We start from the raw sequence: 26,187 nt of genomic DNA on the forward strand, positions 1-26,187 counted from the left end.
GAGAATCATCTAGCAAGGCAGCCTAAATGCTTCCACACATGTTGATGATGCCTCACTTTCTTTTGCTGTTTTTCATATTCTCTTATGGCCTTGCGTGCACGTACCAAAGCTTGGTCAACGGACTCGCCAGGTTCGCCAGCAGGGATTACAATACCTTCGCCCACCCCCACTTCGTTTTCTATCTCTTCCAATTCTTCCTTAGTATGCCAATCCTCTACCAAGGTAAAATCGTCATTTATCCTTCTAATCACTTTCAATTTCCGACGCATGAGCTCTCCTTACTGTTACCATAGTATACAAATCACTTTCGGTAACCACAGTCCACCATTTTCCATCAACAAAGCCCGTCATCAAACAACAATTCTGTCGTTGAGGCGATGGTTTCAACCAGTATCGTCCTTTCAAAAGCTGCCCCAGCATTTCTACTGTGAAGCCTCTTTTTTTCATCTGATCGGCCGCATGGTCCGTAATATTCACACACGCCCCCGATCAGAATTTAATATACAAAACGTATTACACTTTGTAAATACACTCATTTTCACAGGTCATTTTTTGTCAGCATAAAAAAAAGACCACCTCCGCCACAAGGCAGGAAAGTGATCTAATAAACTATGTTGCATTCGCTAATGCAAGCGAGAATATACAAAAGTTCAATGAGAACTCGACACAAAAGAGATTAAATTTTGAATTATGCAACTGGCAAACGTTCAACGCTACTTTTTTGCACTCCTGTTGGCAAGCGCTAACTTTTTTGCGTGTTCATCAGACAGTCCAGCAGGTACTGACAACAATGCTCCCGAATCAAGTTCCGTGAGTGACGTTCTGGAAAGTTCCGCAGATGTAGCGCAAGTAAGCTCCGGTGACGCAACGCTGGCAAGTTCTGCCGTGGAGAATCCGTTAAGTTCCGCCGCGGAACCTTCTAGCAGTTCCCAGAATGTCATTCCGAGCGTAGCCGAGGAATCTAGTAGCAGCAACGAGTCTATTTCTAGTAGCTCTGTTGCAGACGTTGCGCAGTCAAGTTCCGCAGACGACCCTGCCAGCAGCGAATCCGCAGGACTCCCCACAGACACCCCCGCCGACCCCACAGCCTTCTGGTCCGACGAATTTAACGGCACCGCCCTGGACCTTACCAAATGGACCTACGAAACAGGAAATTCCGGCTGGGGCAATAACGAACTCCAATACTACACCGACCGTACCGAAAACACCTACGTGATGGACGGCATCCTCCACATTGCCGCCAAGAAGGAAGACTTCGGAACCGCCAAGTACACCTCCGCCCGAATCATTACCAAGGGCAAGTTCGAATTTACCTACGGCACCATCGAGGCCCGCATCGCCCTGCCCTCCGGCAAGGGAATCTGGCCCGCCTTCTGGATGCTAGGCAAGAACATTGATCAGGTCAGCTGGCCCACCTGCGGCGAAATCGACATTATTGAAGCCGTCAATGACGAAAGCGTAGTCTATGGCACCCACCACTGGGACCACGAAGGTCAACACGCCGAATACGGCAACAACACCAAGGAATACTACGGTACCTCCTACCCCATGGACATCACCCAGTTCCACAACTACAAAATGACCTGGGACAAGAGCGCCATCACCATGTACGTGGACGATTTCAAGTACCAGGAAATCGGGATTGAGGACGCCGCCGGCGAAATGGGAACCTTCCACAAGGACTTTTTCTTCATCCTAAACGTGGCTGTTGGCGGTACCTGGCCGGGCTTCGAAATCGACGACTCTCAATTCCCCAACGAAATGCTGGTGGACTACATTAGAGTGTATAAAAAATAATTTTTTTGACCCCCTTGTTTTCCTACCTTTTTATTGGTAGTTTTATACATGTCCAATCGACGGTCCAGGATGGCAACCTGACTCCGCCAAGTTTAGGGCCTAGGTCATGTTGACCAGGGCGTTCGACAGAGGCAAAGATGGACATCAGAATCCTGCCGCAGCCTAACGATGTAACCTGCGGCCCCACGAGCCTTCATGCGGTTTACGCGCATCTTGGCTTAAACGTTCCCCTCCACCAACTCATCTCAGAAATTGAATCTCTTGAAGAAGGCGGCACCCTCGGGGTGTTCTTGGGCATAGACGCTTTAAAAAGAGGATTCAATGCCACCATCTACTCTTACAATCTCAAGATTTTCGATCCCAGCTGGAGCGACTTGAAAATGCCGGAACTGCGCGAAAGACTTTGCGCGCTGCACAAGGCAAAACACGCCCCCAAGCTGAAGAAGGCCATCGAAGCCTACATCCGCTTCATTGACCTTGGAGGAACCATCGCAACCGCCGATTTGCGGGCTAGCATGTTCGAGAAATTCTTTAAGAAGGGCACCCCTGTCCTTTGCGGTCTCTCGGCCACCTATCTCTACAGATGCAAGCGGGAATACACCGACGAAAACGATCGTTCCGTCTCTGACGATATCAAGGGTGACCCCTGCGGACACTTCGTGGTACTCTACGGCCTAGACGAAAAGAAAAACTTTCTGGTGGCAGACCCGGATTGCACAAATCCCCTTTGCAAAGGACCTTACTACAAGGTGGATAAGTTCAGATTGATCCACAGCATTTTACTTGGCGTCATGACCTACGACGGCAACGTTCTTGTAGTAGAAAAGAAGTAGGGAAAAACTTCAACAGAAGACAATCATGAAAAAAATCATCGTGGTGAATAACCCGAAGAACTGGAAACTAAATGTTCCAGGAATTGAAATCGTATCCGCACAGGATTACCTGATCTCCCACAAATACACCGGCGAAAAGAATACCCGCGTATTCAACCTCTGCCGCGATTACAGTTACCAGAGCAAGGGCTACTACGTATCCCTTTTGGCAGAAGCCCGCGGACACAAGGTAATTCCTTGCGTCAAGAACATTCGCGACTTCAAGACCACTGCGGTCATCAAGCATATCTCCGACGAAATCGACAACCTGATTCAAAAAAATCTTCACAAGCTGACCGGCACGGAATTCGTACTGAGCATTTATTTCGGTCAGAATGTCAGCCCCCAATATCTGGAACTTTCCCAGGAACTTTACCGCCTTTTCCAGGCGCCCTTGCTTCGTGCAAAGTTCATTTTCAAGCAGAAATGGTTTATCCAGAGTATCCGCCCCATTTGCGTCGACGAAATTCCCGAAACCCATATGGAAATGGTGAACAAGTTCGCCCAGGAATACTTCGAAAAGAACCGCTACGTGGCAAGCAAGGAAGAGGATTACCTTTACGACCTGGCCATCCTCACCAACCCCGATGAAAAGGAACCTCCCAGCAACGCGCAGGCCATCCAGAATTTCATCAAGGCTGCCGAAGAAACAGGTTTCCGCGTAGAACTGATTACCAAGAAGGACTACGCCCGAGTAGGCGAATTTGACGCCTTGTTCATCCGCGAAACTACAAACGTCAATCATTACACTTACAGTTTCGCCCGCCGCGCCCAATCTCTGGGCATTGCCGTCATCGACGATCCGGACAGTATCCTCCGCTGTTCCAACAAGGTCTACCTGCAGGAACTGATGCAGGCCGCCAAAATCCATACCCCCAGAACCATCATCGCCCATTCCGAAAACCGCCATACTTTGGCCAAGGAAATCGGGTTCCCTATGGTGCTCAAGTCCCCGGATTCCAGTTTCTCCTTAGGCGTCAAGAAAGTCTCCAACAAGGAAGAACTGGAAAAGACTCTGGACCAGATGTTCGAACATAGCGACCTGCTTATCGCCCAGGAATTCACCCCCACGGAATTTGACTGGCGCATTGGCGTTCTGGACGGAAAGCCCCTTTACGCTTGCAAGTACTATATGGCCAAGGACCATTGGCAGATTTACAACTGGGCCAGCGAAGACAAGGACGAAATCTGCGGCATGTTCGATTGCCTCCCCATCGAAAGCGTGCCCCATGGCGTTGTGAAAACCGCCCTAAAGATTTGCAGCATGATCGGAAACGGATTGTACGGTGTAGATCTTAAGGAATGGAACGGCCACCCCATCGTGATGGAAGTCAATGACAACCCCAGCATTGACGCCGGCATCGAAGACCAAGTGGGCAAAAAGAAAATTTATTCAGCCATTATGCGATCTTTGCGTCACCGAATTGAAGACCGCTTGAACGCAGCACAGCAAAAGATCCTTCAACACGAAAGAGAGTTTTACCTGTAGGAATAAGGGTGCACTGAATACGTCATCCTGAATGGAGCGCAGCGAAATGAAGGATCCAGTGAAATGCTTTATGGATTCTTCGGCATTGCGCTCAGAATGACGAGTGGAGAATAATTATGAACGCATACAAACTTTGGCAAAAATACGGCATCGAGATGGAATACATGATCGTTGACCGTGACAATCTCAATGTTCTCCCTCGTGCTGATGTGCCCCTGGGTCATGACAAGAACGGCGAACAACTTTCCGACGTGGAGCACGGCCCCATTGGCCTTTCCAACGAACTGGTTAGCCATGTTCTGGAACTGAAATGCGCCGAACCGGTGGACCACCTAAAGAATCTGGGAGCCACCTTCCACAAGGAAATTCTCCTTGCCAACGAAAAGCTGAAATCCATAAACGCCATGCTCCTGCCTAGCGCAGCCCACCCCTTTATGGATCCGGCAGAAATGCAGTTGTGGCCCTATGACTGCAACGAAATCTACGAGACCTATGACCGCATTTTCAACTGCAAGGGTCACGGCTGGGCAAACCTGCAGAGCACCCACATCAACCTGAGCTTCAATGGTGACGAAGAATTTGGAAAACTGCACGCCGCTATTCGCGCGCTGTTGCCCCTGATTCCCGCCATCGCCGCCTCCAGCCCCTTCCTGGATGGGAAATACTGCGGTTTCCTGGACGGCCGTATTGAAACCTACCGCCACAATCAGGATAGAGTCCCTAGCATTGCAGGGCTCGTGATTCCGGAAGCCGTCTTTACCTACGAAGACTATAACAAGCAGATTTTCGAGAAAGTAAAGAAGGACATCGCCCCCCACGATCCGGAACACCTGCTGAACCATTTCTTCCTAAACAGTCGCGGAGCCATCGCCCGCTTTGATCGCGGCGCCGTAGAAATCCGCCTGGTGGATATTCAGGAATGCCCCGATGCAGACATCGCCATCGCCGAATGGGAAGTAGCAGTCTTGAAGGGCCTTACTGAAGGCGCCTTCAACGGCATCAATTCCAGCTGCGCCCTGAAACGCGTAAAAGCTTTGGAAACGGAGGCCTTAGCAAAGATCCTGATGGACACCACCCGCTTTGCAGAAAAGACCATCATCCGCGACAGAAACTTCCTTACCGTCTTTGGCATCGAGGCTAGCGAAATCACCGCCGGCGAACTGATTCAGAAAATCACTTCTAAGGTTCAAGCCAAAATTTCCGTACATTCCCTGGAGCTTCTCCGCAAAATGTTTAAGCGCGGAACCCTGGCAAGTGCTCTAGTAAAAAATGTAGGTGCCAACCCCGGCCATGACGACTTTGTTTGTGAATACGGACGCTTGGCTCACTGCCTAGCCGAAAATACCCTCTATGGAGTGGAAGAGTAATCCAATCAAACCGCACAACAAGAGCCATTCTATGTTCAACGATTTCAAACTACTCCTCTCCTGCGAACATGCCCATAACGCAGTTCCCTCATTCGCCAGGAATCTAAACATTCCCTGCGAAATTTTGGAATCCCATCGGGGTTACGACTATGGTGTTTATGACATCTATAAACGTCTTGTCAAACAGGAAAAGCCCGATTTCTACTGCGCTGGAAAATACAGCAGACTTTTTATCGACCTGAATCGAAGCCTATGGAACCATAGCGTGTTCAGCGAATTCTGGGATTCCATCAAGGACAATCAGGGGGACGCAAAATATTTCGCCCTAAGAAAGAGAGCCTTCGCCTACTATCTGGGTTACCGCAATGCCGTAGAAGAATACGTCAGCACCACCGCAGCAACAACACCCGTTCTACATCTGGCGATCCACAGTTTTACGCCGGTACTGAACGGCAAGGAAAGGGACGCCGACATCGGCATTCTCTTTGACCCGAGCCGCCCGCAAGAAAACATGATTGCAAACGTAATCATCAGCGAAATTCACGCTAGGGCACCAGAACTGAAAGTTCGTAAAAACTTTCCCTACCAAGGAAAAACCGACGGACTCTGCACCACCCTCCGCAAGCTGACACCCCATTACGCAGGCTTTGAGATAGAGTTTAACCAAAAACTGTTTGGGTGAGTTGCTAATTCTCCTCAATACAGCCCCCAAAAAGTAGAATTGTCCAAAGACAACGGTTTTTGAACGCTTCCTAGACTTTTTCATCGTATTTTTCCTGAAAAACATTAGATTTACAGCTGGTGTTAAAAAGGGATTGTTTGTATGAAAAATTTTCTAAGCTCAGCTCTGATTTTGTCCTTCGGGATCTCCGCAGCATCTGCCGCTGAACCTCTGTTGGCATTCCCCTCTGCCGAGGGATTTGGCCGCTTCACTTTGGGCGTTCGCGCCGCCAGCGCTCCTGAAGTTTATCACGTCACCAACTTAGACGACTCCGGCACAGGCTCCTTGAGAGACGCCGTCAGTAAAGACGGACGTATTGTGGTCTTCGACGTCAGTGGCATTATCAAGCTGAAGAGTACCTTGGTTTTCAAGGGCAACTCCATCATTGCCGGGCAAACGGCCCCAGGGGATGGCGTTGTGGTTTACGGTGATCGCGTTTCCTTTTCTGGCGCCAAGAACTTGATTATTCGCCACATGCGTTTCCGCATGGGTAAAAGTGCGCCTAGCGGCAAGAAGGATGCCGCCGGTGTGGCTAACGGCACCGATATGATTTTTGACCATCTGTCCATTAGCTGGGGCCGCGATGAAACCTTCTCCATTAGCTGGGACAACAAGGGTAGCAAACCCGCAAACATTACCATCCAGAATTCCATTATCGGCCAAGGACTGCACGACCATTCCTGCGGAGGCCTGATACAAACTGATGGCGGTGTAACCTTATTCCGCAATTTGTACATTGATAACAAGACTCGTAACCCGAAGGTGAAGGGTCTGAACCAGTTTGTAAACAACGTGGTTTATAACTGGGGCGGAGGCGGCGGCTACATTATGGGTGATTCCGAAGGAAACTCCTGGGCCGCAGTAGAAGACAACTACTTTATTGGCGGCCCCAATTCCAGCGGCACATCCGCCTTTACCCGCGGCACACAAACGTTCCAGATTTACCAGAAAGGCAACTACATCGATGCCGATGGAAACGGACAGCTGGGCGGATCCCTGGCGACCACAGAATCCGACGGATCTTTCTACGGGTCTAAAACGGTAGCATCGCACGATAGTTTCGAAAACTTGCCCGTAGCCTTTGCAGCCATCACCCAGCAAACATCCGCCAAGGAAGCCTACGACATTATCGTGAAAGAAGTAGGAGCCTCTTACCCCGCACGCGATGACGTTGACAAATACATGATTGACGAATTGACTTCTCTGGGGAAAAAGGGTGCTATCATTTCTGACGAAGCAAGCTTAAGCCTCGCCAATGTGGTTGGCAACTTTAAAGACGGCACCAAGACCGACACCGACAAGGATGGCATTCCCGATGAATGGGAAGAGAAAATGGGTTTGAATAAGAACGATCCCAGCGACGCCTTGAAAAAGGATGCATCCGGCTACCTGAATATGGAAATCTACCTGAACGGATTAGTGGACGGATACACAAAACCCGTTGAGGATGACTCCACCAAGGTCCCCGATATTGAAACGCCCGCGGATAGTACCGAAATAGGGGAAATTCCTGCTGACAGTTCTGAAGTAGAAAAGAATCCTGCAGACAGTACGGACCCCACTGCAATAGCAAAGGATATGCAAATCGCCCGTAAGAGCGGTATGGCCACCGTCCACGTTTTCAATCCCATGGGACAAAGAATCGCCATCCGCCAAGTCTATATAGAAGAAGGCAAAAAGATTTCAATCCCAGGAACGCCTCGAAACAGCATCTACGTGGTGAAGTAATCTGAACTTCAGAACACGAAAGAAGAATCCCAAATTTTGGGATTCTTTTTCGCATTGGATAGTTCCCTGGATTTTCTATTCAGGACTTTAGCAACACTATCGTCAGTCACATTGTAATCCTTGCGCCATTTTTCAAGTTCCTCAAGAAACGACTTTTCATGTTCGTTCTTCACACCCCCTCCTTCACAAGAATTTCTAGAAACTCCCGAGGAGTTACAACAAAAGAAACTCCTGGAAAATGTTTGGTATTCCCCATTACAAGCGACGCGTCCTTGTCACGGCAAGCAAGAGCAACATCATAGAACACAATGTCCTTGGGATCGGGAAGTACAACTCCGCTTTCTGGAGCATCAACGTTTATACAAAGGCTTTTGATATTTTCCAAAGTTTCGCAAACCGCTTTTTCGTCAAGCTCAAACTTAGGTCTAGAAAGGACTTCTTTGTATTCCGCAAGAATAGCGTCATTAACAAGCAATTGCACTTTCCCAGCAAAAAGTTCGTGCATCACCAACATCACAGGAGACAAAGGATTCTTCGTCAACAAAGATGACACAATGACGTTAGTGTCAATAACAGCGTACACCACGAGCTCCTCCGCCGTTGTTACTTTCCCGCGCGGTAGGCTGAAATTTCTGCTTCGATTTCTTCTTCACTCATCCCTGCGGCAGGGCCTTGCTGGGCCTGATTGCGCAACTCCATAAACGCATTCCAACCTTTATTGGCAGAGTAAGTAGCGCGAGGTTCGCGAACTTCAAAGGGAATCGCCTTTTCAGCCACAGCTCGCTTTAAGAAAACGCGGATTGCAGTGGGAAGGTCCATCCCCATCTTGTCAAAAAGATCCGCGGCCTCGTTCTTGAGGTCTTCATCCATACGAATCTGTAGCACAGTAGTTGCCATAAACGCCTCGCATTACAAGTTCAATACATTACAAAAATATGCAAGGCGAGCGAAGCACCCAAATGTTCACATTTGGGTATTTCCGAGCCGAAGCAATTTTATCAAAATATAATACAAACCATTACACAAAGTAAGGTTTGTGTATTTTCAATCATCCGTTCTGACATTGATTATTGTGGAAATATCAAATTTAACTTGAAATTTCCACAATGTATTAGTTATATTCTAGGCATGGTTTCTAGGAAAATTGAAGAAAAAATTCTTTCAGAAGGAATAAAATACCCAGTCATAACGATTGTCGGGCCAAGGCAATCCGGCAAAACTACTTTGGCAAAAAAACTGTTTCCTAATTACAAGTATGTAAACTTGGAACAACGAGATTTGAGAGATTTTGCCCACAGAGACCCCAAGGGATTTTTGGCATCCCATAAGCCCCCCATCATCCTAGACGAAATCCAGAATTGTCCGGAACTGCTGAGCCAGGTACAAGTGGAGGTAGATCGAACAGGACTGGACGCACAGTTTGTAATCACGGGTAGCCAGCAGCTCTTATTGAGCCAAGCGATTTCCCAGAGCCTCGCCGGACGAACAAGCATCTTTACTCTGCTGCCTTATTCCATTTCTGAAATTTCAAACTACAACAAAGAGTTTTCTCGGGGCGAATTCATTTTAAACGGAGGCATGCCACGCCTCTACGAAAAAAATCTTGAAGCAGAGAGTTACTATCGCGACTATATCCAAACATACATTGAACGAGATGTCCGAACCTTAATTAATGTCAAGGATCTTCGCAAGTTTGAGCTGTTTCTCACATTACTGGCAGGCAGAGTTGGGCAAATTATCAATTACTCCAGCTTGGCAGGCGATGTCGGCGTAAGTTCTACAACTCTCAAGGAATGGCTTTCCGTTTTGGTAGCAAGCCACATTGTATTTACATTGCAGCCGTGGTTTGGCAATGTTACCAAGCGCTTGACAAAATCGCCAAAGGTATTCTTTGTAGATACGGGTATTCCGTGTTCGCTGCTCTCCCTGACAAATGCAGAACGTGTTGAAAAAGATGGCTTATTCGGCAACCTGTTTGAAAACATGGTTATACTCGAAGCCATGAAGGCTCGACTGAATGCTGGCAAAAAAACTGACCTTTACTTTTTACGAACAGAATCAGGCATTGAAATCGACTTGCTTGATGTTAGAGGCGGATCCGTCGTTCCGTACGAAATCAAAGCCAGCGATTCCATTGTGCAGGAATTTTTCAAGAACTTCACCAAAGCCGAAAGCTTTGTCCCAAATTTTGAAGGAAAACAAGGCGGCCTGATTTATTCCGGTGACGAAATGGATTCTTACATGGAGCACAGAATTTTCAACTACAAGAAGTTGGATACTGTGTTTTGATTTTTGGTACGGAAATCGCTACAATTTCAAAAATTGCCAGTTCGCCCCCACACATCATCCCCAAATTTTTGAAACCTTTTTGATATTAGGCAGTTTGAGGTTTGTTATTCAAAATCTTGATGACTCCATCGTCAACCACATCGAAATCACGACGCCATTCTTTCAGTTCATCTGCAAAAGATTTTCCAAGAAAAGCGTTAATCAAGGCCCCCTCCTAAAACCCAAGTTCCATTTGAGCATTCACAGACATGATATTTTGATCTTTTGTGGTTATTTTAGCCGACAAAATCTTAATTCCTTACATTTACTTACTAAAGGTAAGACAATCTGTCACGGGAAACAAGGGGGGGGGCAACGATGCTTCCTTGATATTCGCCGCCGAAGCCCTAGCTTTTTTTACTATATTATGGAATGACGTGGCACTTTAAATGCAGTGCTGCAACGTATAGGCCCGTAAGGGAATTCTATAAAGTCGGGGTTCGAAAGGACTTGGGCGGCTGGTTTTTTGACGAGTTTCCCCTGAAAAACTCGTTTTTTTATTTTATGTCATCTAAGATTTATCCGGGCATCAAAATAGCCCATATAAAACTGAATACCGGCACGAAGAAGCCCTCCTGGTCACCATTTCTGATGACCGGGAGGGCATGTTCTTATTTCAGTTTTGATTTTATTTCTGTTTTAACTTTATCAAGGTCGCAACATGTCAGTATCGGAATCAGACTGTTAATTTCTTCAATGGTTTTATCCCACCATTTCCATTCAAGCAACAGATGAATCAATTCATCATCAAATCTCTTACGTATAGGTTTCGCCGGATTTCCTGCAACAATCGTATAAGGTTCCACATTGCTTCCAACTACGCTCTTTGCGCCGATGATGGCACCATCACCGATATGTACTCCCGGAAGGATGGTCGCATCCTGCCCGATCCAGACATCATTCCCTATAACAGTATCTCCCTTAAACGGCATATCATTCGGATTTGGAGCCTCCATGTCCCAGCCTTCAAGTGTATAAAACGGAAAAGTAGATATCGCACTCATCTGGTGGTTTGCGTCATTCATCATAAACTCTGCACCTGATGCAATTTGGCAGAACTTGCCGATAATCAGTTTGTCTCTACTCCACGGGTAGAAGTTCGTCACATGACTCTCAAATTCAGAATCAGCAATATAAGAAAACTCGCCAACAATAATATTCGGATTCTTAATTGTTGGTCTCACATATATTTCTTTCTCATAACCGGCGATAGGATGCACGGTATTCGGATTTGGCTCTTTTCCGTTTTTCATTACGCATTCCTCACAAAAAACAATTACAGGACAAGCCCATCTTGATCTTTATGTCTTTTTCTCTGTTTTATTAAAAAGGTTGCTATTTGATCATTTCCTTCCAAAACAGATTAATTCAAAGCATTTAAGAAATCGTCAAACTTCACCTCTTCACGCAATTCCAGAGACTCTTTACCTTTCCCAATATTGCGATCAATCCAAAAGCCCGTCGGAATCATCATCCCAATATTATAACCCGTTTTTAAAGTCCATTGAATAAACTTGTCCGAGCTGATAATTTCTTCCAAAATCATTTTATAAGCACCTAGTTAGGGTTTGTCTTAAAAAAAATAAATTTTGGTGTCTTTTGGTATAATTTGGCGCTCCATTGGGGGGCGCCTTTTTCGTGCCTAATTTAGGGGGAATGAATGAATTGGCCCTCAACAGTCCCCACGACATTTTCCTGCAGGGAGACAGCATTGAGAATACGCTATCTTCCAAATAGATCCGAATGGGAGCCTGTTGCGGTCGCGGATAACACCAGCTGGTTTTCAATGATTTGATACATCAGCAGCCAGTCAGGTTCTATATGGCATTCACGGAAATCTTTCAAGGATCCTGTCAACTGATGGTCGCGATTTGACTCCGGCAGAGTTTCTCCTGCAGCCAACTTATTTAGCACTGCAACCAGTTTGCCCATGTCCTTGCCTCGTTTTTTCATCAATTTGGCGTCATGTTTCATGCGGTTCGTATAGACGATGCAGTACACTAATCCTCCAGCATCGATGCAACGGCCTCCTCGGCGGTTGCGAACGGTCCATGAAGATTTTCACCATTTCGACTATCGGCAACAGCACGTTCCAAGGAAAGGTCCGGCTTGTGGCGGACCTCAAACGGAATACCATTATACTCTACAGCGAACTTCAAAAAAACGCGGATCGCGGTGGATGTATCCATTCCCAAAGACTGGAAAAGCTTATCAGACTTTTCCTTCAGTTCGTCATCCACGCGCAGTTGCAAAGTAGCCATAGAAATATCCTTTATTTTTGTTCTACAGCTTAAAGTTACATTATTTGTCATTACAAATCAATTCTTTATCATTACAATTCATTCCGACATAACAAAAAAAAGCCGCATTTCCATAAAAATCCCATAAGGAATCATGTAGAAAATACGGCTTGTTACAGAACAGTTCTGCAACCATCGCATGTCAGTGGAGAAAATACAAAAAACAACTCGCAAAAACACACATTCTCCACCCTCTTTTTCTCTCATAATTCATAATTCCTAATTGGCACTCTTCGAGTGCATTTAGCACGGCTCAGTCATGTCAACCAGGCAAATCCGGTAGCCACGACGCTCTCCAAATTCTATGTTTGCCCTCACCGCTAGATGTCGTATTTCTAGGGAACCGGGCAAGAACTGCCCAAAAAAGGAAATTATTATGTCTCAAATCAACCTCACCATGCCCGATGGCAGCGTACGTACCGTTGAATCTGGCACCACCGGCCTCGATGTAGCAAAGAGCATTTCTGAAGGCCTCGCACGCAAGGCTCTCGGCGTAAAGCTGGGCGACAAGGTCCTGGATCTCTCCCGCCCCCTTACTGAAGATGGCGCTTTCAAGATCATCACTCCGAACAATGACGATCCGGATTGCTTGATGCTGCTCCGCCACTCCTGCAGCCACGTGATGGCAGAAGCCATCTGCGACCTTTTCCCGGGCACAAAGCTGGCTTACGGTCCCGCAGTTGAAAAGGGTTTCTACTACGATTTGATGACACCGACCCCGCTTCAGCAGTCCGATTTCGAAAAGATCGAAAAGCGCATGAAGGAAATCATCAAGGAAGACCGCCCGTTCACTCGCGTGGTTGTTTCCGGTGAAGAAGGCCTGAAGCGCACCGCTGGCGACAAGTACAAGACCGACAACGCCGAACGCGCTCTGGCTCGTGAAGGCGCCGACGGCACCCTGAGTTTCTATGCAAACGGCGAACCGGGCAAGAACTGGGAAGACCTCTGTGCAGGTCCTCACGTTCCCAGCACTGGCAAGCTGAAGTCCTTCAAGCTGCTCTCCCTCGCAGGTGCATACTGGCACGGCGATCAGAACAGCGACCAGCTGACCCGCGTGTACGGCACCTGCTTTGCCGACAAGGAAGGCCTGGAAACCTATTTGAAGTTCCTTGAAGAAGCCGAAAAGCGCGACCATCGCCGCATCGGTAAGGAAATGGATCTGTACCACATCGAAGACCATTCTCCTGGCATGGTGTTCTGGCACCCCAACGGCACCAAGATGGTGAACGCCCTCAAGGACTACATCCGTGGCAAGATCGACCGTCGCGGTTACCTGGAAGTGATCACTCCGGAAATCGTGAACAAGACTTTGTGGATTAAGTCCGGTCACGCCGACAAGTACAACGAAAACATGTTCAAGACCATGGCTGGCGACGTTGAAATGGCTGTGAAGCCCATGAACTGCCCCTGCCACATTCAGATCTTCAACACTGGCCTCCGCAGCTGGCGTGATCTTCCGATGCGTCTTGCTGAATTCGGCAAGTGCCACCGTTACGAACCCGCCGGCACCATGCACGGTTTGATGCGCGTCCGCGGCTTCGTTCAGGATGACGCCCACATCTTCTGTACTGAAGAACAGATCGCTTCCGAAGTGGCTGACTTCTGCGCTCTCGTAAAGGAAATCTACCACGACTTCGGTTTCGATTCCATCGTGGTGAAGTTCTCTACCCGTCCGGAACGCCGCGTGGGTTCTGACGAACTTTGGGACAAGGCTGAAGCCGCTCTCGAAGAAGCCACCAAGCTTGCTGGCCTCGACTACATCTTGAACCCGGGCGAAGGCGCCTTCTACGGCCCGAAGCTTGAATTCACCCTGAAGGATTCCCTCGGCCGTGATTGGCAGTGCGGTACTATCCAGGTTGACTTCAACTTGCCGCAGCGCCTTGGTGCTGAATATGTGGGTAAGGACAACCAGAAGCACATCCCCGTTATGCTGCACCGCGCAGCCGTGGGTTCCATCGAACGCTTCCTGGGCATTCTTATCGAAGAATTCATGGGCGATTTCCCGCTGTGGCTCGCTCCGGTCCAGGCACGCGTCCTCCCCATCTCCGAAAAGTTCGCTGAATACGCCCACAAGGTGGAACGCGAACTGGTGAACGCCGGCATGCGCGTTGAAATTGACGAGTCAAATGAAAAATTGGGCTATAAAATCCGTCAATGTGAAATGCAGAAAGTGCCATACATGATTATTGTAGGCGAAAAAGAGCAACAATTCAATTCAATCACAATTCGTAAACGTAAACAGGGCGGAAATAAAAATTTCCAAGATATTTTGGAAAACTTTAAGACGGTTCCTGAATTCCTCAATATGACCGCTGACGATCGCAAGGTTGTTCGCTAACCGCCATACACGAAAGATCCCCCGCCTTCGCGGGGATGACATTTTGAAAACGCAGACTCGATTGAGTCTGCGTTTTTTATAGAATCTATAATAAAAACGACTGTTGACTTTACAATCTTTTAACCTAGCCCCTTAATACATAATCCATTTAATTTTTTGTCAAAAATAAAAAACACAAGAAGAATATTTTTCAACAGTCACTTCTATGATTAAAGTTTCATTAATTTTATCGTCACTTGAGTTTGTTCGTAATGAGGGTTATAATTGTTCCGCCCAAATAATTCCACATTCAAGGAATAAGATTTATTTTCATATAACATATAAGCATAAATATATGTCAGATTACCCGCATAATAATCAATATTTACATTAGTCCATCCGTTCTCAGTTAACACCTGTTCAATTTGACTACAAAAAACCTTCAAATTTTCAATATTTCCTTGATCATATGTTGTTTTAATACTATCAAGAGATCCATTCCAAACAAGATCCAAATTATAAAAATGCTGCACAACAGGCTCTATATACAATTTTGCAACTTTTTCCACATCCCCCAAAACATATATTCGATCTTGTTTTGTCACCACCACAGAAAGAATCTGCGATTCACTCACGTAGGACAAATCTACAGTCACAATACTAGCATCTTCGACGGATTTAGTATAACTCGCAGAGCCCACAGATACATCAGATTTATTAAATCCCATGGCAACCAAAGCTGCATCATAGGCCATATATTCATCATTAGAAAAACTTTGTCCTGACGCAATACACCCCCCCCTCCCATCATCACTATATAAAATCGAAGATGCTGGCAAATAATTATTCACCAAAGCACATGTTGACGTTTTAGAATTGATAGGATTTTCAGGATTTACGCTACCAGCAGAATCAGAGGAACACCCCCAAAAAAGAAGCATAGACACTCCTAAAACAACAGAGCAAACATTTTTTTTCATAACAACTCCTTATGAATTTCTTGCCGTGAAACTTACATATAAGATTACATCGCTAATCTTTTCTAGACCTAAATTGTCACTAATAGACAACCTCCAAGACGAATCAAGCCCAGCACCTTCGAAAATAGAATATTTGTCATCTTTAAAACTAAAGTCAAATTTCCCAAAATCAGAATTAGCCATGCTTGTTGCCATTTTTTTTACACCTATCCTGTTTTCAACAATATTTTTCCCTGCAACAAGAAAATTGCTTTCCAACGATAGTTTTACATTTAAAGAAACACTATCGTATTCCTGAGTTAAAACCTGTAAGCGAACATCACGAATACGACAGAATTCAAGATCAAGCCCCGAACAAATCTCATTAGAACTAATGGCGAATGTACAACTTTTCAAAGTTTCAAATATTTTGGCTTCGTTGGCAGTACTATCTAGTTTTTGCTCTGCAATCATCAAAGTTTTAAGGCTAATCGGGCACGTTATCAGATGTTCATTCTTGTCATTCTCCAAATAAGCAACTTCCATGGCATGCAAATCTGCGATAAGCCTATCGGCAGAGAGCAGGCCACTATAGGCACCATCCCAATAGCTGTTGCTAATGAATGTCTTTGCGTTGCCCATGTCGGTGTCGCCTATTTCGAAGTGGTAACATTTTTCAGCCATCTTAGCCACCTTCGTTGTAAGCTTACACATGGTCTTGGAAAGCTTGGTCATCTGCTTTACAAGCCATTCGTGCAGATCCTTGTTCGTGAACTTGTCGCAAAGGAATTCGTATTCTTCCTCGTCACGTTCAAGTTCCTTCTCAAAGAGTTCCTGTTTCTTTTCGTTGCGTTGCTGACGAATCGCATTGATAAGAATTTGCTTTTGCGTCTGGTCTATTTCATTGCTTGCAATAGATTCCTCGAAGGTTTCTTCTTCCGTAGCTTTCTTTTCTTCGCCCTTGGCCTTCTGCTGCAAGGCGGCAGCTTCCCTTTCTAGCGCCTTGGAAAGGTAGCTTTCAGCCATTGTCAATGCGGCTTCGCCCAACTTTCGGCCACCATACGAAGCGACATGGAAGTCAATGCCACCGAACGCATTCACAATGCCACCGGCATCCATGTCAGGAATACTGAACATGGCAGAAGCAATTCGTTTTGCGGCCTCAGTCTTTTCCCGCAAATCGGCAACCTTCTGCATGGTCTTAGCGTAACCGTTTTCAAAGTCGGTCGCAATTTTTTCGAGTCTCGACTTGTGGTGTTCCTGTTTCTTGGTCTTTTTCTCCTTTTCAATTTCCAGTGAAGCCGCTTCGGTTTCCAGCTCCTTCATTTGAATTTCAAAGATATTCTGCGAGAGTTTTTTTGCCGTGATGCGGTGCTGCATACGCAACTGAGCCAAAGCCTCGGAATCCTTGTCCTTCAACGCCTGCAACAAGGTTTCTTGCATGTTGCGCAAATCACGGGCAATTTCCAGGGCCTTTGCCACAATAACCTTGAATCGATAGTGCGGCAATGCTGCACCGGCATCAGCGAGAATGTCACTGATGGAAAGCCCTGCGGCCCTAGCCTTTACAAGCATTCCCGGGTCAATGGGCGGAGCAAACAGCGCAAGTGTTCTCTTGACGCCTTCGATGTTCAGGCTATTTCGGATCTTGTAGAGCCTATCGGCAACGGTATCCCAGAACGCCATCAGGTTCTCGTTACGCGGAACATTGAAGTAGAACGTCTGTTTGGAAATATCCGAAATCATGGATGTCCGCGGCGAAATCATGCTCTGTTGCGTAGAACGGTCGCGGACTCGACCAATCAGCATAGAGTCTTCATATTCAATAAGCGAATTTGCCCAATCATGATTTTTATTCTTGTCTTCATCCTTGGCAACGCAAAGCATTTTTGCCGCAGTCCAGACTTCTTCTACCGATGGATCGGGTGCTTCGGCGCTCTTGGGGCCGAGAATATCTGCCGCCATGATGTAGAACTGTATAGCGAGGTTAACGGATTCTGTAGTATCTTGCGTAAACAGTTCATCGCCCCGAGCAATAAGAACATTCAGATACTTCATTATCACGAATTTCTGATAGGCGACATAGCGCATCTTGGCAATTAGGTGAGGTTCGAACGGATTAAACTTCCATTGGTCAATAAGGCATTGCAATTCCTGTTTCTTTTTCGTGTCACTCGATTTGGTAAGCACAGACAATGTTTCAAGAATAGTCTTGTCGGCATCCGGATTCGCATAGAACGGAAGAAATCTCCAGTATTGAGAACCGGATGGCAAATCATCGGCCCAGCGAGCAATTCTTTCGGGGCCCTCCTTTTTAGCTTGCGGATCAAACACAAGCTGGAGCCATTCTAACGCAGCTTCATATTTTTCCTCGGAAATCAACTTGTCAGCAATCCGCACAGGGACATAGAAGAACAATTCCCAGTTGTAGATTCCGTTAGGAGTATTCCAGTGGAAATCCACATAAGGTGCGGGATATGGAGATGAAACCCAAGCGGAAGGTTCATATTGATTTTCAAAGAAAGTCTGTCCCATGTCCCAAGCGGCCCAGTCACCGGCAATGTGGTAGCCGATTGCGGAACCAAAGTAGTAGTTATAGCCAGAATACATAGTGTAATAACTATCTACGCGTTCCAGCGCCTGAATTCCACGACTATGGAGTTCCTTCTTTCCGCCGTTGCGATACTGGTTGAAGAATTCATCAACCAGCGGATGCGACATCAGGACAAATTCATAGGTCACATTGTTCTTTCTGTCCGATTTCGGATAGACAAAGAAAGTATTCGTAGAATCCATGTAGAAGAAAGGCAAATTGCTAATATGCCCTTCTATGTCGTCAGGATTATAAAAATCCATATTCACGGGCAATATGCGGAATTCGCAATCCTTGTAAAGAATATCTCGATTTTTATAAACAAGGGATTGCGTTCCTTCCGAAACCCAATAGTTTCGCTTGAGGAAAGTTCCATCTGGAGAGAAATATTTGACCAGTATTCCGCGTTCATCGCCTTTTGGTGCAAGATCTTCTAGTCTTTTTCTATCGACAATCTTTTTTGAATTTTCTTCTGAAATTGTAACCGTATCAACGCCGTTCGCTCTACATTCATCTTTTCCGTCTGCATAAAAAACAATTTGTCCTATGGGAGACAACCGTTGTGTTTCAACCCCCTTGTAGCATCTTGTTTCAACAAACTGATTAACTTTTGTATCACCTGTAACCGTAATAGTCTTTCGCTTTTGATTTTCCGCAACCTTAGACATCATTAAATAATGGCGAGACATCAGTAAGTAATGGAATATGTGCTGATTTTTAAACTTCTCTAAAAATTCATCAGCCTTCGATTTAAAGAATCCAGCCAAATCATCATCTTCTTGAATATCAAGCAAGGTCCTATATAATTGGAAATTCACCCCTCTGTCATCTAACGATGTCTTGAAATGATACCTGTCTCCTATTTGTTCATCCTGATCCAATTGAAAATCAAGAGGATTCAGGGACGAATCATACAAGGCATTCTTGGTCGTTTTTACACCCGTCCATTTCTTGCCGTTAAAGCAGGTCCAAGTCATCTTGATTTCCACATAGAACTCAATTTGCGGAGAACTGACGCCCTTACTTGTATCGGCAACACCCGAATTTAGCTGTCGCTGCCCCTGAACAAACTGAGGCCAAGCCAAATACAGACGACCGTTCATTATTTGCGGAAAGACAACATCACCCGTAATATCGGCTTCGATGAGTTCCCACGGAGACCACATTCCCGGAGGGTCTTTCTTTGCGAAATACTTGCGGTAGTAATAACGGTGCGGTTCTCCTCGAGTGCGCCCAATAATATGCAGCGTATAGACGGTTTCCCCGTTCGGATCGCCATCTTCCTTGCAACAGCCCACTATTTCAAGGTTGGCGGTTTCCCGCATCTTCTCCAGGTATTCTGCGTAGATGCGCTCCATATCGTCGCTGTCGCCACCCACTTCTTGCAGGCGTTCTTCCAGTTCGGTGAAGAACGAACTTTTGTCATCACGCAAGCTCACATCGAGCCAGTTTTCTGGATACAGGAACACTTTGCGGTTCGCCACCCACACCTGATAGTTTTTCATCCATTCCCATTGGGCGAGTGCAGAATCGCTAAACAGATTCGAACAGTCAGCCCCCTGACCTTCAAGCCCAAGCTGGCAACGCTGAACAAAAAGCTGTAGACATGCATTCGCCTGAACAATTCTTGACATGGACATGTCGGGTTCCATGAGAATGTCGATCATGTAGTAGGCATACAAGTCGTTCGCGTTCAAGAACGAGCGCGGGTATCTATATGGTTTACCTTCGTTTTGTGATTCCCAACAAACAAGTCCAGCAAGCGCATCCCTGCGCTCCCTGCGGATTTCATCGCTTACGCTTTGTATAAACTTGTACCATGTCGGCTTATCGTAATTATCATACAAATTTTTATTCAACGCATCGACGGCACCGATAAGGTTTGTTGTGCCTGTCGAGTTTTCGTTTTCAATTTCATTTCTAGTCAATTCTATAAAGAGATTTTCCAGAACATCCGGTGCGGTAAATGTTTTCAGATAGAGTTGGTAAACCTTAAAGAATTTGAGCCAGTTATCCGTATCATCCCAACCACACAACTTACCCCAATCAAAAACTTGTATAGATTCACCATTTTGTTCGGTTGTAATTAAATTGCTGTCACTAAATGCATAGGCATAGCATCGTTCAAAAACCTTCTGCGGGATGAGCAACAACAGCTTTAAATCCCTCAAAGTTCTTATAGCGGTACTTGGCGAATCCTCGTCTACAGGAGGAATTACTGCATACGAATATTCAGAGTTACCACAAGCATCGGAAACTGCAAACGCATCAACAAGAGGTTCCAATACCGAATGAGGGGTTAGAACAGGAATGATGTAAATATTTTCATCTTTGTCAATAGCCTGAGTACTACACAAATTGCTCCAACCATCCCATCCAAAGCCCAGCGCTAGACCGTTTTCCATATCTACCGAATTAATTACATAATTGGAAACATACGAATATAGGATGTTCGCCTTATACAAAGCATAGTAGGCAATAATGTCGTTAGATGTTGTCTCCATCGGAGGCTGCCGCCAAATAGCATTTTCGACAAAACCAACCCATTGCTCTATGGCTGCCGCAGGAATCTTGACAAGCAAAGCCTTAAACGCATTTTGCGCCTTTTGTTCTGCGGCTATGCCAAATTCCTGAGAAAGCATTTTATAAACTTGCTCCTCCAACCAGATGGATTTCAAGCGACCATAGAATAAATAGAGTCTCTGGATGGGCAATTTATCATCATCAAGAATATCCGCGACATGATTTTCCGGTTCCTGAACATCGCGGAGATTTCTCTGCGGTTCTTCCGGCTGAGGTTCTTCTTCGTTAAGGATTTTTCTGAGCCAATTTTCTAGAGCTGTTAGAGACGTTGAATGGGGTAATTCTTCTTGTGCCAACTGGTCCACATAGGGGTTGTCAGCAAAACCCAAAGACTGCAAAATCTTGCTGCAAGCATCCTTGTATGCAATGACATTGTCCACAAACTCATCTACAACAGGCTCTTCGTCCTGCTCGTCGCCATCTCCCTCTTGGGGTGTTTCATCTCTTCCCGGTTCCTGAGGTTCACCCTCACCACTATCATTTTCAACCGGATAGCTATTTAATTCTTTTTCTTCGTCAACTTTAACGGCATTCCATGAGTCCAAAATTGTGGTATACAATGAACCAAGGACATATTCTCCATTTTCTGCATTTAGGGCGACCCCCATAAACGCTTCCGCTTTTTTCGTGACGGAATCGTCCGGATTGCGGAGCAAATCTTCCAGTACCGACATGGGCAGCGACGTGCTCTGCCATTTGCGGATAGCCATCGAAAAAGCGCGAATATCGTCGGCCAATGAGCCGAGGCCTGCATCTTGTAGCAGATAAAGTTCATCCGCAGTCAGATTGTGCTTTTGCGCAAATGTGCCATAGCGGTAAACATAGTTCAATCCGTTTAAGAACTTTTCGTGTTGCGAGCCGGAGAAGTTAGGGCAATTTTCTAAGAACAGCTGTGTTTCAGATTCTTTTATGGAAAGGGTACTTACAACAACTTTTGCGATATCTTTCCTGATGAACTCATCATCATACTGGTCAATGGCTTCGCTACCTTCACAATAGCGATTAAAAAGAACAGGCACATCAAAGACGGTCGCAAGTTCATCTTCGGTCAGCAAAAATCCATGCCAGGCAAGGGAATTTAGCGGAGTGATTTCAAAACGCAGCACCATTTCCTGAATGTGGTCCCAATTAGAAAGTGGGTCTGCCGTATACGCAAAAGCCAAATCTTCAGGAAGATTTTCGCTACTAGCCTTGAGATTAAGTTCATCATAACGCAAGGCAATTTCCGCAAAGCTCCATCCTAGCAACCGGCGGAAACGGATAAATGCGGCCAGCTCCATGAAAAAGCCCGAAGAGGGGTAACTGACAGACTTTATTATTTTTGAATCTTTATAATAAACGATTGTAGATGTGTCTATAAGGATATAACCGTTAATGTCCGCCAATTGATATTGCAAGGCGTCGGGACACCGAACTTCCACATTATATTTGGAGAAAAGCGGCAGGGCTATAATTTCCTTGAGTTCTTTGAAGGTTATTCCCGCCCTATCCAGCAAGATGGCTACATGACTCAGAACCGTAATCCACGACTTATTCTTTAGATACGATGTCGGATGTTTCGGGTCATCCATCTTGTATTCTGACTTGTCCGGAAAATAGACATTATTGTTATTTTCGCTTAGTCCCCAAGAGGTCCAAGGCTCCTCGAAATTTTCCTTGAACAGAATTTCGTGCAGGGGTTCATCGACAAACAGACAAGTTTTCCCATTTCCCGCATTGCCGAGAGATTCCGCCAAACCATATAAAGACAACGGGATATTCGAAAGAATCTTGGTCGCTTTTTCCCGATAAATATTCAAGGGGAGAATTGCCGGATAGGCGTGACCCATCATTTTTAGATTGGCTCTCTTTTGGCGATTTTCGCCTTCGCTTTCCGCACCCCATTCTAAGGGTTCTGCTCGCAGACTTTCAACCGTAGCATTTGCAGGGGTCTGGTTCGCAATAATCTTAGCACGTTTATTATCTTCAGCGCCCGCAAGGCACTCAAGCAGTTCGTTTACAAGGTCTATGGTTGGCATCGCGACCTCGGCATTCGCCTTGGTCAATTCCAGTTGCAAAAGATCTGGGCGGCGTTCGCGGAACTTATTGTAGGGTTCCTCGTTAGCCTTGAAGAAATTCAGCAAGTCTACAAAATACGCTGAAGCGCTCAACACCGATTGGCCTTCGGTGGCTCCATTCCTGTTGATGTTCCCGAAAAGATTTTTCCATGTCGGGCAGACTGACGCAGGAATCCTGGGCGGAGCGACATTGCTCGCCTTTTGTCCACCCTTTTTCAGCGCCCTCACCGCCTTCATCCTGAGATTATCAGAAACTCCACGCGATGTCGCCGGCAAGGTCATGTCGGTTTCATTGAGACTGCTGTGGAATTGACCAATCTTGAACGTCGCTTCGGTTACAAAGCTCTTGGCGACTCTGTGTATCTGCGTCGCCAACTCTTTGGTCCCGATTCCAAGGGAATGCTCGGCGACAAAATAATCCTCGTCATATCCAGCTATCGATGTTGCTGAAATAAATCCGTTCTTAATTAAGTATGCAACGGCATCAGCATCCTCCGTCAAGCGATAGACTCGCTGCAAGACATGGAGCTTTTGCAGAAGTTTGCCATCAATATTTCTTGTAACTTCATGGTCAATTTGATATGCTTTCGCATCGCAGGTCAAAAGGTCAAACTTTTCCCACCCATTTTTCGTCTCCAGATTGGCAGGCGACAGGATGTCCAATAAATCAGACCAGGTGTCATTTTGTTCCGCACCGGACTCTTCTCCGTCATTCTCGTTGTTTTCGGGTTCCTGCGGTCCTTTCGTAATCACGGTATTTTCTTCCGGTTCGGAATACTCGGCTTCAAAATCAGCAAGTTCCACCTTTAGAACATTATACAGTTTTTGCTGCGGGAACCATGAAACAATCAAGTCCATCAACTTTGTTACATACAAGGCTTTTTGTTCTGCTCCCGCAGTTCCGGTAAATTCATGCGGCAAGGCAAGAGGGTCATGAGGATTATACTTGTTGTACCTTTGCGAAATTTCATCTACAATGAGAGCCCATTGACCTTTATCTAATAAGAGAAAGTCTCTTAATCCATATATGCTTTCTGAATGTAATCTGGCGTATTTATAGGCCGCTACAACAAAGTCGCCATACCATTCTCCAAAATCGCACAAGTCTATCAGGAGTTCAAGCCTATCCAGTTCTTCGCTGGTGCATATTCCTGAACTATTTTCTCTTAGGTTCGAGAGCATTTCGCGGTAGTTGCTACCGGCATTGTAATATTCGTCCATCAATTGCTGGATTCGCTCCCGATATCTATCGTCATTAGCAGGCAATGGGTCGCCATGTTCATCTTTATCCAATTCATCAAAGTCAACACGGGCCGATATGGGTTTATGAGTCACTTCGTCTTCGACATCCACTAACGCCAAGTCATTTTTCACGAACAAGAAAAATACATGGTACGGCGAAAATTGGTCGTCCATTTCACTGACGACAGCAGATGATTGTGTAGCCGCATTCCAAAGAGATAAAACCATGCCTGCTGTAACGGATGCCGAAATTTGGTTCTGTGCCACACCGTCGTAAACAGCCTTTTGAACGGCAGGCGCTTCGATATTTACAAGGTCATCTAGATTTGAAACAAGTCCCTGATAGGTAAGGGCAAATACGCCCTGAATGTACTTACTTGCATTTTCATCACTTTCGGTTTTACCCAGTTTTTCAAGCAAAGCATAATACAGGCTATAGGCTAGGAAGTACGCGCGGACATCTTTATCCGTAAGATTTTCACGTCCGACCACCAACGGAAATTCATCTACATTTTGCAGGAATTCGTTTATCTTGTTTTTCTTTTCGTAGCCATAAACCGCCCCCTGGATAATTGTATTCCGATAAATGGCAAGCAGATCATCCAGCTCTCTAAAACGAGTGAGTTTGTTTGTGTTAGACGAAACATCTAGTTCAAAATCAATACGCTGCTCACGTTTGCCATTGAAAACCAAGGGCTTGAAAACGGTCATTTTGGGAGTCGGCGCCCCGTCTTCATAGATTTCCAGCTTTGCATACAAAGAAACCTTGTCTTTTCCGAATGTTTCCGTAGCATCCAACAGGAGTCCCTGCGGCAATCTTTCTGGACAGTAGGAAATCGAGTATTCTCCGATTTCGTCGGTTGATTGACAAATGCCTAACTTCCGATGAACGAATGTTCCGTTTGCATTGTCCCCAACACCTGTGATGTCGTAATGCAGACAGTACGCCGTAATTTTTACACCCGAAACGGGGCGGCCCAGCTTGTTTACTACAGAGCCATAAATTCTGCAAGAACCATTCGGAATAACGACATCGCCCGATTCGACCTTTATGTTAATGAATTCACGGGCAGAAGCAATTGCAGTCCCCGTCTGGTTCGCGACATTCACTCCGTCGGCAGAATAGACTCGAACTAAAAGGTTTGGACTGGTTATGGATGCGTCACCCTGTTGGAATTGGGCCTTAGTGTAGCTTACGGAATAAAAACCAACAGCATTGAGTTGGCAAAAGCCTAAATCCCGCGGAGCACCATTGCGGACATCGAAAACCTTGACATAGCCGTTTGTAAATGGTTTCTTGGACGAATAATAAACATTGCCGCAAACGGTCCAGTTCTCGTTTATGTCTCCGTTAATAACGATATCGCCCATGTACAGTTCGTTTGGCGGTGCAGTGTAAATATCAGACACCCACAAGGGATTGTATTCGTAATCAGTCACACGGATTTGCAGTGTAGGGTAATCAGCTTCAGGGGAGCCAACCTCTTGAAAACGGTCCTTATGAAAGACAAGTTCAAATGCACCCGTATTGGAGTCTATGTCCGATTCAGCAATCCATTGCCAACCACCTTGGGGAAACATATGGTATGCCAAAATGCGACCTTGATTGTGGAACACGGTTCCGTCTGCATTGTGAATCGTGCCGCGAACAAACCAAAGGTTGGGGTCTTGAGACATAGGGACTCCTTTTAGAAAATATCAGAACCGATGTTGTTCATAATATATACTTTTTTTCTTACAGAAATATTGATTGTTTTGATTTTTTTTAAGAATTACATAAGAAAAAAGTATATATTTATTCTAAAACTATTTTGACGACTATAAAAAGGAACGA

18 protein-coding genes are annotated in these 26,187 nt (G+C 45.8%); 8 read left to right on the forward strand and 10 right to left on the reverse strand.

Annotation, left to right across the window (positions count from 1 at the left end; genetic code table 11):
- Positions 1 to 5 precede the first annotated feature (5 nt).
- The gene (locus tag B7992_RS06680) at positions 6 to 269 is read right to left on the reverse strand and encodes a hypothetical protein (RefSeq protein WP_088665860.1); all 264 of its coding nucleotides are present in this window, start codon (positions 267 to 269) and stop codon (positions 6 to 8) included.
- Between the two features lie 421 nt (positions 270 to 690).
- Here B7992_RS06680 and B7992_RS06685 point away from each other — a divergent pair, with 421 nt between their 5' ends.
- The 6 genes from B7992_RS06685 to B7992_RS06710 all read left to right on the forward strand — a co-directional run bounded on the left by B7992_RS06685 (position 691) and on the right by B7992_RS06710 (position 7,974).
- Positions 691 to 1,797, forward strand: a complete 1,107-nt coding sequence (locus B7992_RS06685; RefSeq protein ID WP_088665861.1) for a glycoside hydrolase family 16 protein — start codon at positions 691 to 693, stop codon at positions 1,795 to 1,797.
- Positions 1,798 to 1,934: 137 nt separating this feature from the next.
- Positions 1,935 to 2,630 carry a peptidase-C39 like family protein gene (locus B7992_RS06690; protein ID WP_073238348.1) on the forward strand — a complete coding sequence of 232 codons (696 nt, stop codon included), beginning with the start codon at positions 1,935 to 1,937 and terminating at the stop codon, positions 2,628 to 2,630.
- Positions 2,631 to 2,655: 25 nt separating this feature from the next.
- Positions 2,656 to 4,158 (forward strand): RimK family protein, encoded by a 1,503-nt coding sequence (locus tag B7992_RS06695; RefSeq protein ID WP_073238345.1) that lies wholly within the window; start codon positions 2,656 to 2,658, stop codon positions 4,156 to 4,158.
- Positions 4,159 to 4,274: 116 nt separating this feature from the next.
- Entirely contained in the window at positions 4,275 to 5,525 is a 1,251-nt protein-coding gene (locus tag B7992_RS06700) for a glutamate-cysteine ligase family protein (protein ID WP_073238342.1), read from the forward strand.
- A gap of 31 nt (positions 5,526 to 5,556) precedes the next feature.
- The gene (locus B7992_RS06705; protein WP_176421869.1) at positions 5,557 to 6,207 is read left to right on the forward strand and encodes an N-formylglutamate amidohydrolase; all 651 of its coding nucleotides are present in this window, start codon (positions 5,557 to 5,559) and stop codon (positions 6,205 to 6,207) included.
- Positions 6,208 to 6,348: 141 nt separating this feature from the next.
- Positions 6,349 to 7,974: a polysaccharide lyase family 1 protein gene (locus B7992_RS06710; RefSeq protein WP_088665863.1), complete on the forward strand. Its 1,626-nt coding sequence runs from the start codon at positions 6,349 to 6,351 to the stop codon at positions 7,972 to 7,974.
- Positions 7,975 to 7,982: 8 nt separating this feature from the next.
- On the opposite strand, the gene B7992_RS16600 is transcribed toward B7992_RS06710, so the two are convergent.
- From B7992_RS16600 to B7992_RS06720, 3 genes are read right to left on the reverse strand one after another with little or no spacing between them, the layout of a single operon-like run.
- Complete coding sequence (locus B7992_RS16600) at positions 7,983 to 8,147, reverse strand: hypothetical protein (RefSeq protein WP_158236684.1); 165 nt, start codon at positions 8,145 to 8,147, stop codon at positions 7,983 to 7,985.
- On the reverse strand, positions 8,144 to 8,557 hold the full coding sequence (locus B7992_RS06715) for a putative toxin-antitoxin system toxin component, PIN family (RefSeq protein ID WP_249269455.1): 414 nt from the start codon (positions 8,555 to 8,557) through the stop codon (positions 8,144 to 8,146). The genes B7992_RS16600 and B7992_RS06715 overlap by 4 nt, the downstream gene beginning before the upstream one ends.
- A gap of 20 nt (positions 8,558 to 8,577) precedes the next feature.
- Positions 8,578 to 8,871, reverse strand: coding sequence for a type II toxin-antitoxin system RelB/DinJ family antitoxin (locus tag B7992_RS06720; RefSeq protein ID WP_073159599.1), 294 nt, complete (start codon positions 8,869 to 8,871; stop codon positions 8,578 to 8,580).
- 72 nt (positions 8,872 to 8,943) lie between these two features.
- Between B7992_RS06720 and B7992_RS06725 the strand changes: the two genes are divergently transcribed.
- Positions 8,944 to 10,263, forward strand: coding sequence for an ATP-binding protein (locus tag B7992_RS06725; RefSeq protein WP_139258348.1), 1,320 nt, complete (start codon positions 8,944 to 8,946; stop codon positions 10,261 to 10,263).
- A 650-nt stretch (positions 10,264 to 10,913) separates the two neighbouring features.
- Here B7992_RS06725 and B7992_RS06730 read toward each other — a convergent pair.
- From B7992_RS06730 to B7992_RS06745, 4 genes are all read right to left on the reverse strand, one after another.
- The gene (locus B7992_RS06730) at positions 10,914 to 11,555 is read right to left on the reverse strand and encodes a CatB-related O-acetyltransferase (protein ID WP_073159596.1); all 642 of its coding nucleotides are present in this window, start codon (positions 11,553 to 11,555) and stop codon (positions 10,914 to 10,916) included.
- A gap of 110 nt (positions 11,556 to 11,665) precedes the next feature.
- On the reverse strand, positions 11,666 to 11,848 hold the full coding sequence (locus B7992_RS06735; RefSeq protein ID WP_088665864.1) for a hypothetical protein: 183 nt from the start codon (positions 11,846 to 11,848) through the stop codon (positions 11,666 to 11,668).
- 176 nt (positions 11,849 to 12,024) lie between these two features.
- Entirely contained in the window at positions 12,025 to 12,303 is a 279-nt protein-coding gene (locus B7992_RS06740; RefSeq protein ID WP_088665865.1) for a type II toxin-antitoxin system YafQ family toxin, read from the reverse strand.
- Positions 12,303 to 12,563 (reverse strand): type II toxin-antitoxin system RelB/DinJ family antitoxin, encoded by a 261-nt coding sequence (locus B7992_RS06745; RefSeq protein ID WP_073159591.1) that lies wholly within the window; start codon positions 12,561 to 12,563, stop codon positions 12,303 to 12,305. Before B7992_RS06745 ends, B7992_RS06740 begins: the two co-directional genes overlap by 1 nt.
- Positions 12,564 to 12,978: 415 nt before the next feature.
- Here B7992_RS06745 and thrS point away from each other — a divergent pair, with 415 nt between their 5' ends.
- Entirely contained in the window at positions 12,979 to 14,940 is a 1,962-nt protein-coding gene (thrS, locus tag B7992_RS06750; protein WP_088665866.1) for a threonine--tRNA ligase, read from the forward strand.
- A 209-nt stretch (positions 14,941 to 15,149) separates the two neighbouring features.
- Here the strand turns inward: thrS and B7992_RS06755 are convergent, their stop codons facing one another.
- Together B7992_RS06755 and B7992_RS06760 are read right to left on the reverse strand one after the other, a co-directional pair.
- Positions 15,150 to 15,899 carry a hypothetical protein gene (locus tag B7992_RS06755; RefSeq protein WP_141100394.1) on the reverse strand — a complete coding sequence of 250 codons (750 nt, stop codon included), beginning with the start codon at positions 15,897 to 15,899 and terminating at the stop codon, positions 15,150 to 15,152.
- Positions 15,900 to 15,908: 9 nt separating this feature from the next.
- Complete coding sequence (locus B7992_RS06760; RefSeq protein WP_088665868.1) at positions 15,909 to 26,030, reverse strand: neuraminidase-like domain-containing protein; 10,122 nt, start codon at positions 26,028 to 26,030, stop codon at positions 15,909 to 15,911.
- Positions 26,031 to 26,187: the final 157 nt, after the last annotated feature.

It is taken from the genome of Fibrobacter sp. UWH1, assembly GCF_002210365.1.
Lineage (GTDB): Bacteria > Fibrobacterota > Fibrobacteria > Fibrobacterales > Fibrobacteraceae > Fibrobacter.

Excerpts from the sequence above, each read along its gene's own strand:
- B7992_RS06680 (WP_088665860.1), bottom strand. The coding sequence starts at position 269 with ATGCGTCGGAAATTGAAAGTGATTAGAAGGATAAATGACGATTTTACC.
- B7992_RS06685 (WP_088665861.1), top strand. The coding sequence starts at position 691 with ATGCAACTGGCAAACGTTCAACGCTACTTTTTTGCACTCCTGTTGGCA.
- B7992_RS06690 (WP_073238348.1), top strand. The coding sequence starts at position 1,935 with ATGGACATCAGAATCCTGCCGCAGCCTAACGATGTAACCTGCGGCCCC.
- B7992_RS06695 (WP_073238345.1), top strand. The coding sequence starts at position 2,656 with ATGAAAAAAATCATCGTGGTGAATAACCCGAAGAACTGGAAACTAAAT.
- B7992_RS06700 (WP_073238342.1), top strand. The coding sequence starts at position 4,275 with ATGAACGCATACAAACTTTGGCAAAAATACGGCATCGAGATGGAATAC.
- B7992_RS06705 (WP_176421869.1), top strand. The coding sequence starts at position 5,557 with ATGTTCAACGATTTCAAACTACTCCTCTCCTGCGAACATGCCCATAAC.
- B7992_RS06710 (WP_088665863.1), top strand. The coding sequence starts at position 6,349 with ATGAAAAATTTTCTAAGCTCAGCTCTGATTTTGTCCTTCGGGATCTCC.
- B7992_RS06720 (WP_073159599.1), bottom strand. The coding sequence starts at position 8,871 with ATGGCAACTACTGTGCTACAGATTCGTATGGATGAAGACCTCAAGAAC.
- B7992_RS06730 (WP_073159596.1), bottom strand. The coding sequence starts at position 11,555 with ATGAAAAACGGAAAAGAGCCAAATCCGAATACCGTGCATCCTATCGCC.
- B7992_RS06735 (WP_088665864.1), bottom strand. The coding sequence starts at position 11,848 with ATGATTTTGGAAGAAATTATCAGCTCGGACAAGTTTATTCAATGGACT.
- B7992_RS06745 (WP_073159591.1), bottom strand. The coding sequence starts at position 12,563 with ATGGCTACTTTGCAACTGCGCGTGGATGACGAACTGAAGGAAAAGTCT.
- thrS (WP_088665866.1), top strand. The coding sequence starts at position 12,979 with ATGTCTCAAATCAACCTCACCATGCCCGATGGCAGCGTACGTACCGTT.
- B7992_RS06755 (WP_141100394.1), bottom strand. The coding sequence starts at position 15,899 with ATGAAAAAAAATGTTTGCTCTGTTGTTTTAGGAGTGTCTATGCTTCTT.
- B7992_RS06760 (WP_088665868.1), bottom strand. The coding sequence starts at position 26,030 with ATGTCTCAAGACCCCAACCTTTGGTTTGTTCGCGGCACGATTCACAAT.